This is a genomic window from Cronbergia sp. UHCC 0137, assembly GCF_034932285.1.
In the GTDB taxonomy this organism is placed as follows: Bacteria; Cyanobacteriota; Cyanobacteriia; order Cyanobacteriales; family Nostocaceae; genus Cronbergia.
This window is the reverse complement of sequence record NZ_JAYGHC010000066.1, coordinates 13958-21429: the sequence shown is the minus strand read 5'-3', so window position 1 is coordinate 21429 and position 7472 is coordinate 13958. Positions and strand designations below refer to the sequence as shown.

Genomic DNA, 7472 nt, shown 5'->3' with positions numbered 1-7472 from the left:
AAAGTCAACTTAAGATTAAATCGGCGGTTAAAAACCGCATCTATACAGGTATGGCGCGTAGCGACTTCCCGTAGGGAAGGCCACCTCCGTAGGTTTCATATCTTCGATTTTTCTTGAGTCCGCCTGCGCGGACTTTGTTTGTATAGCCGCGACTTCCAGTCGCCGGGGCTTAAGTTAACTATTTTTTCACTACTTGTAGACGTTGAGTGATCATGGTCATGCCATCACCTCGTAATATTACCGCAGAAACCCATTGATTACCGGGAACTGATGGTGCGCGTCCCTCTTTAAACAGTCCACCAGCAGGGAGTAATTCCAGATTTACAGATGTGGGGTTGAGAAATTTACCTGCTTGAATAGGTTCTTCTAAGGCCGTTCCTAGTAAAAAATCATCACCTAATGGTTCTTGAACAATGGCATCAAAGTTATATTTTTGACCGACTTTTACCTGTTGTGGTAATTTAATTTCTATTTCTGGCGGTTTAGTTCCAAAACTAACCTGAGTGAGTTCTGATAGAATATCTTGACGGACAATTTTTTGACCTATTAAACGCTGACGTGACTTAATTGTGGCTTTGAGAGCTAAATTATTATTGTCAGGAGAGGGTAAGCTTGAGATATTGGTGACAGTTTCAGCAATAATAGCATTACCTTGAGTCTTCCATGATTGGATAGTTGTATTGTAGCGTAATTGAGGATATCTACCCCATAAAGAAGTTAAAGATTTTTCCATAGTCTCACGGTTTAATCCATCGCCATGAGTGAAGTTAGGGCTGTAAAATTGCATTACTTCTTTCACCTTACCCTGACTAGCCGCCGTATCAATTTGGGTCAATAAGTTTTTCAATTCTGGGGGTGCAGTTTGTGCTGTACTGGCTTGGGCTATTGATGAAATATTACTGAACCCAAGGGTTAAAAGTAAAGAAATTAGGGAAATATGTGGGGTAAGTGTTTTGTTGCGTTTCATTAATAAATCAAAAATGTTAGTCATTGTAATATTTTACTGATTTGATTGGAGAAAGTAGAGAATTTGTTTTATCTTAGTTAAGCTAGGCGCTTTTAGGGTATAGCTTTTGATGACAAACGCACCAACACGATTACTAATAGCTGCTAGTGGGACCGGTGGACATTTATTTCCAGCGATCGCTCTAGCCGAAAAACTGCCAGAATATGAAATTGAATGGCTGGGTGTCCCCAATCGGTTAGAAACACAGCTTGTTCCCAAGCAGTATCTTCTGCATACTATTGTAGTTGAAGGGTTTCAGCAAGGATTTGGTCTTTCCTCTTTGAAAACCTTAATCAAACTCCTCAGTTCAATTTTAGAAGTAAGACGCATTCTCAAAAAAGGTAATTTTCAGGGATTATTCACCACTGGCGGTTATATAGCTGCACCTGCGGTAATTGCGGCGCGTTCTTTGGGTTTACCTATTGTTTTCCATGAATCTAACGCTTTACCGGGGAAAGTTACGCGCTTTTTTGGACCCTGGTGTAGTAGGGTAGCTGTGGGATTTGCAGCCGCAACCAAATATTTAAAAGGTGCCAATACTGCTTGTGTGGGTACTCCTGTCCGTTCCCAATTCCTGAATACAGAAGTTGATACTACTTTAGATTTACCCATTCCTGGGGATGTTCCCTTAATTGTGGTTTTTGGGGGTAGTCAAGGCGCAGTGGCGGTAAATAAATTAGTTCGTCAATCAGTGGCCCCTTGGTTTGAAATTGGTGCTTATGTGGTGCATTTAACAGGGGATAGAGACGAGGAAGCGGACAGTATTCAACATCCCCAGTATATAACATTGCCTTTTTATGATAATATGGCGGCCTTATTGAGACGTGCTAATTTAGCTATTAGTCGCGCTGGGGCTGGGAGTTTGACAGAATTGGCGGTGTGTGGTGTTCCAGCAATTTTAATTCCTTATCCTTTTGCGGCGGAAGACCATCAAACCTATAATGCGGAAGTATTTACTCAAGCTGGTGCAGGGTTATGTTTTAAACAATCCGAGTTGACAGTAGAAATATTGCAAAATCAGGTTTTAAACTTGTTGCGATCGCCCACAGAATTAGATAAAATGGCAGCAAACGCCAGAGCGATCGCTGTTCCTGATAGTGCTGATCAATTAGCGGCTTTGGTGCGGGAAGTAATGGAAAAGTAAAAAGTATTGCTCTTAGTTTAGCGATAACAGTTCTCTTTCAATTAACTTATTTGAAAGGGATATATTCAACTACATTCAGCCATTCATCAATTTCTGAAGCCTTAGCAATAAATTCTAAATCTTGAACAAATTGACCAATTGTCCCACCAAGTTGATGTCCAAAAATTAATCCTGAAAACTGTTTTCCTTCTATCTGCCAAGTTTCAGCTAAGACCCGAAAACGGATATCTTGAGTAAATAGGACTCGGTTAAGATTGGTCACTCTGTTTAATAATTTGTCATCAGAAAGTTCTTGTGTTTCATCATCAAAGGCAGTTAATACATCTACACCCCGACGGCGTAATTGTGATGTGATAGCTTGAGGTACATGAACATCCATATATAAACAAATAGCCACTTACAACAGTCCTTTAGCTTTCATTCTGCTGTAAAATGGGGATCTTACTGATTTCTTTATACTTTCCTGCACTTGTTCCCATTCTTCCTTGATCTCTTGGTCAATCTCTTCTTGGTGGTCAAAATAATAACCCATAGTAGCATGAGCTTCCGCATGAGTTAAATCAGGATGTTGACGACACATTTCCTCTACTGACCAACCATAGGTAAGATAGTCCATGACAATTTGCGCTACTCTAATCCGAGGAAAACGCTGTAATCTTGCTGGCTGATTCTCATTCTTTTCGATATGCGGGTAATTCAGGACTAACATATTAATTCGCTTTGCTTCTACCAAGTCAGTTAAAGATTTTAGATCAGATTTGTGGTAAGGGACTTCCAAACAAAAAACCTCTCAAACTCTTATTTCTCTGTGTCCTCTGTGTCCTCTGTGGTTCGTTTCTTTAAATAATTTATTTTTTAGAAGTCCCTAATGACGATGATTTTGAGTGAGTTTGTGCCTCCGTGGTGAACGTGTGAGTAAGACAAAAATCATTAAACAACCACTACCACAACTGCCAGCGATCGCTATTAACAACCACAAAGGTGTAGGATTACTATTATCAGGAAGGGTAGGAGTTGAGTTATCAATTACTACCGATGGCATGATTTCTGATTTTGGTAGATCGCCCACATAAATCATACTGTAATAGCTAGAAATAGAAATTCCTACAGAAGTTGCTAACAAGCCAAATAAAAAAATCCAAGGATGCTTAACTAACAGATTTTTAGATGTTGATCTATTGCTTGCAACCTTGAGACTGAGTTTAGTTAGTTTATCTGCTTCGTCCTGACTATGATTCATCCACTTTTCACCTACACCCTCTAGCATCGCTTCCCGAAAGTCAAAAGTCAAAAATCAAAAGCTGTTGAAAAATTGTTCATTTTTTAATTCTTCCTCCTGACTCCTGACTCCTGACTCCTGACTCCTGACTCCTGACTTGGGAATGTCTTTCAATTCCTAGTTGAATCAATCGATCAACTAATTGGGGAAAAGAGATACCCGTGTATGCCCAAAGTTGAGGATACATACTCGTGGCAGTAAATCCTGGTAAAGTATTGATTTCGTTAATTAAAATTTCCCCAGTTGCTTCGACATAAAAAAAGTCTACCCTTCCTAACCCAGCAGCATCAACAGCAACAAACGCTTTTAATGCCATATCTTGAATTTCTTCAACAACTGCATCTGGTAGCTTGGCCGGAATAAATAAATCCGCTTTACCTTGAGTATATTTAGTTTCATAGTCATAAAAATCGCTGTCAAAGGTAATTTCACCAATCACAGAAGCTTGGGGTTGATCATTGCCTAAAACCGCACATTCAACTTCCCTAGCCACAACACCAGCCTCCACAATGATACGTCTATCATAGGTAGCGGCATTATCTAAAGCTGCTTCTAATTCTTGGCGCGATCGCACTTTGGCAATACCCACCGATGAACCCAGATTAGCAGGTTTCACAAAACAAGGATAGCCCAAAGCCAATTCAATTTCATCACAAACCTTGGGAAACACACAAGGATTAGACCAAACTTGCGCCCTAGTTAACGTTTTATATTTTACTTGGGGTAGTCCAGCTTGGGCAAAAGCGGTTTTCATCGCTATTTTATCCATCCCTGCTGCTGAACCCAACACCCCAGAACCCACAAAAGGGACTTGCATTAAAGTTAGTAAACCTTGGATTGTCCCATCTTCACCGTTTGGTCCGTGGAGAACTGGAAACCAAACTTGCACTTCTGCTGTTTGGGGTGGAAATTGCCACAAATTAGGAGTTATCGCTGGATTTTGGATAGTTAGCCCCGATGTTAAAACCTGCTGTGCAGTATCCCCCGCTTGCCAAAAGCCATCTTTTTGGATATAAAAAGGCAGAATTTCGTACTTATTAGCATTTTCCTCTGTACTTAAAGCTAGAGCGATCGCCCTAGCCGAACTTATAGAAACTTCATGTTCTCCAGAACGTCCACCAAACAGTAAGCCCACCCGCAGCTTATTCATTTTCAGTCCCTCTACACATCTAAAGCAGATAGCGTATCATGGTCAGGGTGCTGAAAATTTCTAAATCAAAAAATATTGCGGCTAAAAGTTGATTTTGTAGCAGTAACTACTTGACAGAAACAGCATCAACATCAACAGTATCGGTAGTAGAGCCGGAATCTGCAACTTCATTGTTCGCATTACTGTCCACACTACCTTGACGAGATTTCCAACCATCAATTAGTAAAGCAGAAACCTCAGAAACTAGCAATGTCACCAAAAAAACATCATCAATTTGTCCGATAATCGGGATAAAATCTGGAGCAATATCAATAGGACTCGCCAGATAAGCTAGTGTACCGATAATTATCCACCAACGATATTTTGGATTACGCAGTAAATCCCGATACCAATTGTAAACCGTTTGGATTGAGAAATTCATCTAAAACCTCCAAAAAAAATCAGCCTCAATTTTTAACCCCCATTCATCTTTTATTCTGACAAATAATGTTCTTAACTCCCGGTGGGAATAACCGTCCCCAAGTACATCAATGATAGTAATTGCACATTAATCTCTAAAATTAAACTTAATAGAGGGAGGAATTTTACACAGTGGATATTTTAGATTTGTTTTATAAAGGCGGGCCAGCAATGTGGCCTTTGCTTTTGTTGTCTGTTCTGTCGTTAAGCGTGATTTTTGAACGTCTGTGGTTCTGGTTACGAATTTTAAGCCAAGAAAAAACAATAGTTGAGCGAGTAATTGACGCTGCTACTGAAAATTGGGAAATAGCCACAGAAATAGCCAAACAATCAGTAGATCAACCAATTGGGCGGTTTCTTTACGCACCCCTACGGTTGAAAAAAAACGACCCAGAAACCTTTCGACTAGCGTTAGAGTCCACAGCCTCAGAAGAATTAGCCGGAATGCGTCGGGGGGAAAAACTCTTAGAAACTGTCATTGCCCTTTCACCATTATTGGGTTTATTAGGTACAGTTTTAGGACTAATCCAGTCTTTGCGTGCCATTCGCATTGGTGATTTGGGTACTGAATCCACTGCTGGAGTAACTACTGGTATTGGAGAATCTCTAATTAGTACCGCCGCCGGATTAATTGTGGCAATTGTCAGTTTGGCATTTTACCGTTTATTTCAAGGTTTTGTTGTCAACCAAGTTAAGGTTTTTAACAAAGCCGGAAACGAACTGGAATTACTCTATCGTCAATCTCCACCTGATTTGAGCAAAAGTACATTAGAAACAGTAGAAGAACCTGGATACCAGAATTTTAGTTATTCTGATCAACAAGAACCAGATAATTTTTCCCAAAATTTTGAACCCCCAATAGACCCAATATCACCAGAAGATGAAAGTTAATCTAGATACTCCCTTTGAAGAAGTCCAAATTCAAATCATCCCTTTAATTGATGTCGTTTTTTGTATCCTGACCTTTTTTTTATTGGCAGCTTTACAATTTACTCGGCAACAAGCAATTAATGTTGATTTACCCAAGGCTAGTACAGGTACAACATCGGCTGCTAGTTCACAGAGTAGAAATAATATATTACCTGTGACTATTGATGCTGTTGGTCAAACTTACATCGAAAAAACTCCAGTCGGCCGGGAGGAATTGGCAGCACAATTAAGGCAATATGTCCAAAATAATCCTAGTGGTGTTTTAGTCTTGAATGCGTCTCGCACCGCAACTTATAACGATGTCATTCAAACATTAGACATCCTGCGAGAAGTGGGGGGAAATCGTGTTTCTTTAGGCATTATTGCTGGTTCATCTCAATCAGATATAAATTCACCTAACTTTCCTACTGCCCCCCTGTCAATACCCAACACAGTGCCAATGCCAGAGTTTAATCCTTCCATACCTTCACAGTCTAATCAAATTCCTGGAACTGGTGAACCTGGTATTTCACCAGTATTTCCCAATAACAGCGCTCCCGATACAACCAGTCCTGCTCCCAGCAGATAATAGTCAGGTATTTACAAAAAATACATTTTTTAGTAGGAGTGAATCATTGTTCGCTCCTACTTTTTTTTAATCAGTAACTGATGTAATACCAATTTTGTGTAAAGTTGGCTAAATCAATACTGTAGAGACGTTCCATGGAACGTCTCTACATACGCCTAATTAGTTAAACCTAAAGATATTTAAAATAAATTCACTTTAAAGCCAAAAGTTCTGGTAATTTATAAATAATTGGTGAAGCTACAAAGATTTTTATATCAATGAACCAATTAACTGATCGCCAATCGCCATCAACGTTTCAGGGACTTTGGCAATGAATATTGTGACACTGTTAATTGTTTGGTTGGTCACGTCTATTAGCCTGTGGATTATCAGTAAACTCCCCATTGGAGTCGAAATTGATAGTCCAGGAAAAACTATCTTTTCCGCAGCAGTTCTGGGTATTATCACGGCATTAGTTAAGCCAGTCTTAAAACTCGTATTTACGATACCAAATTTAGTCACCTTTGACTTGTTATCTGGTATTTTTACGTTTATGATTGCCGTTATTTGTTTTAGTCTTGCTGCCTGGTTAGTAGAGGGTTTTCGTTTACGCTATGGTATTTGGAGTGCCATTTTAGGAGCTTTTTCTCTGACTATTATCAATAACCTAATTTATAAGTTATTAGGTTTATAAAGTCAATAATTCGTAATTCGTAATTTACCGAAAAACCGTAAGCATTGATCTGTCAAGAAACAGATAAAACCAGACAGATGATATTTTTCTGATTTGGCGTTAGGTAAGACTTACAGATATTCTGAATTACGAATTACGGATTAGAGGATGTTTTAAAAGTTTTGGGCGAATATAATTCACTACTACACAAGCCAAGTCCACCTGCGTGGACTAAGGAAAGATTAAGGGTTTGAAACCCACCTCCGTGGGTTTTGTATGTGTAG

Annotated in this window: 10 protein-coding genes; 4 read left to right on the top strand and 6 right to left on the bottom strand. The window is 39.4% G+C overall.

Annotated elements, in window-relative coordinates; all coding sequences use genetic code 11:
* Positions 1-178: 178 nt before the first annotated feature.
* Positions 179-991 carry a nuclear transport factor 2 family protein gene (locus VB711_RS23215; protein WP_323288722.1) on the bottom strand — a complete coding sequence of 271 codons (813 nt, stop codon included), beginning with the start codon at positions 989-991 and terminating at the stop codon, positions 179-181.
* Positions 992-1076: 85 nt separating this feature from the next.
* On the opposite strand from VB711_RS23215, the gene murG reads away from it, so the two are divergent.
* Positions 1077-2150: an undecaprenyldiphospho-muramoylpentapeptide beta-N-acetylglucosaminyltransferase gene (gene murG, locus VB711_RS23210; RefSeq protein ID WP_323288720.1), complete on the top strand. Its 1074-nt coding sequence runs from the start codon at positions 1077-1079 to the stop codon at positions 2148-2150.
* 46 nt (positions 2151-2196) lie between these two features.
* Here the strand turns inward: murG and VB711_RS23205 are convergent, their stop codons facing one another.
* The 5 genes from VB711_RS23205 to VB711_RS23185 form a co-directional block, all read right to left on the bottom strand.
* Positions 2197-2547, bottom strand: coding sequence for a DUF5615 family PIN-like protein (locus tag VB711_RS23205; protein WP_323288718.1), 351 nt, complete (start codon positions 2545-2547; stop codon positions 2197-2199).
* Complete coding sequence (locus VB711_RS23200) at positions 2548-2928, bottom strand: DUF433 domain-containing protein (RefSeq protein WP_323288717.1); 381 nt, start codon at positions 2926-2928, stop codon at positions 2548-2550.
* Positions 2929-3015: 87 nt separating this feature from the next.
* Positions 3016-3441 (bottom strand): hypothetical protein, encoded by a 426-nt coding sequence (locus VB711_RS23195; protein ID WP_323288715.1) that lies wholly within the window; start codon positions 3439-3441, stop codon positions 3016-3018.
* 25 nt (positions 3442-3466) lie between these two features.
* Entirely contained in the window at positions 3467-4579 is a 1113-nt protein-coding gene (locus VB711_RS23190) for a D-alanine--D-alanine ligase family protein (protein WP_323288714.1), read from the bottom strand.
* 106 nt (positions 4580-4685) lie between these two features.
* Positions 4686-5000, bottom strand: a complete 315-nt coding sequence (locus VB711_RS23185) for a YkvA family protein (RefSeq protein ID WP_323288713.1) — start codon at positions 4998-5000, stop codon at positions 4686-4688.
* Between the two features lie 170 nt (positions 5001-5170).
* Between VB711_RS23185 and VB711_RS23180 the strand changes: the two genes are divergently transcribed.
* From VB711_RS23180 to VB711_RS23170, 3 genes are all read left to right on the top strand, one after another.
* On the top strand, positions 5171-5929 hold the full coding sequence (locus VB711_RS23180) for a MotA/TolQ/ExbB proton channel family protein (RefSeq protein WP_323288712.1): 759 nt from the start codon (positions 5171-5173) through the stop codon (positions 5927-5929).
* Positions 5919-6536 carry a biopolymer transporter ExbD gene (locus tag VB711_RS23175; protein WP_323288711.1) on the top strand — a complete coding sequence of 206 codons (618 nt, stop codon included), beginning with the start codon at positions 5919-5921 and terminating at the stop codon, positions 6534-6536. The genes VB711_RS23180 and VB711_RS23175 overlap by 11 nt, the downstream gene beginning before the upstream one ends.
* Positions 6537-6846: 310 nt before the next feature.
* Entirely contained in the window at positions 6847-7209 is a 363-nt protein-coding gene (locus VB711_RS23170) for a phage holin family protein (protein WP_323288710.1), read from the top strand.
* Positions 7210-7472 lie beyond the last annotated feature (263 nt).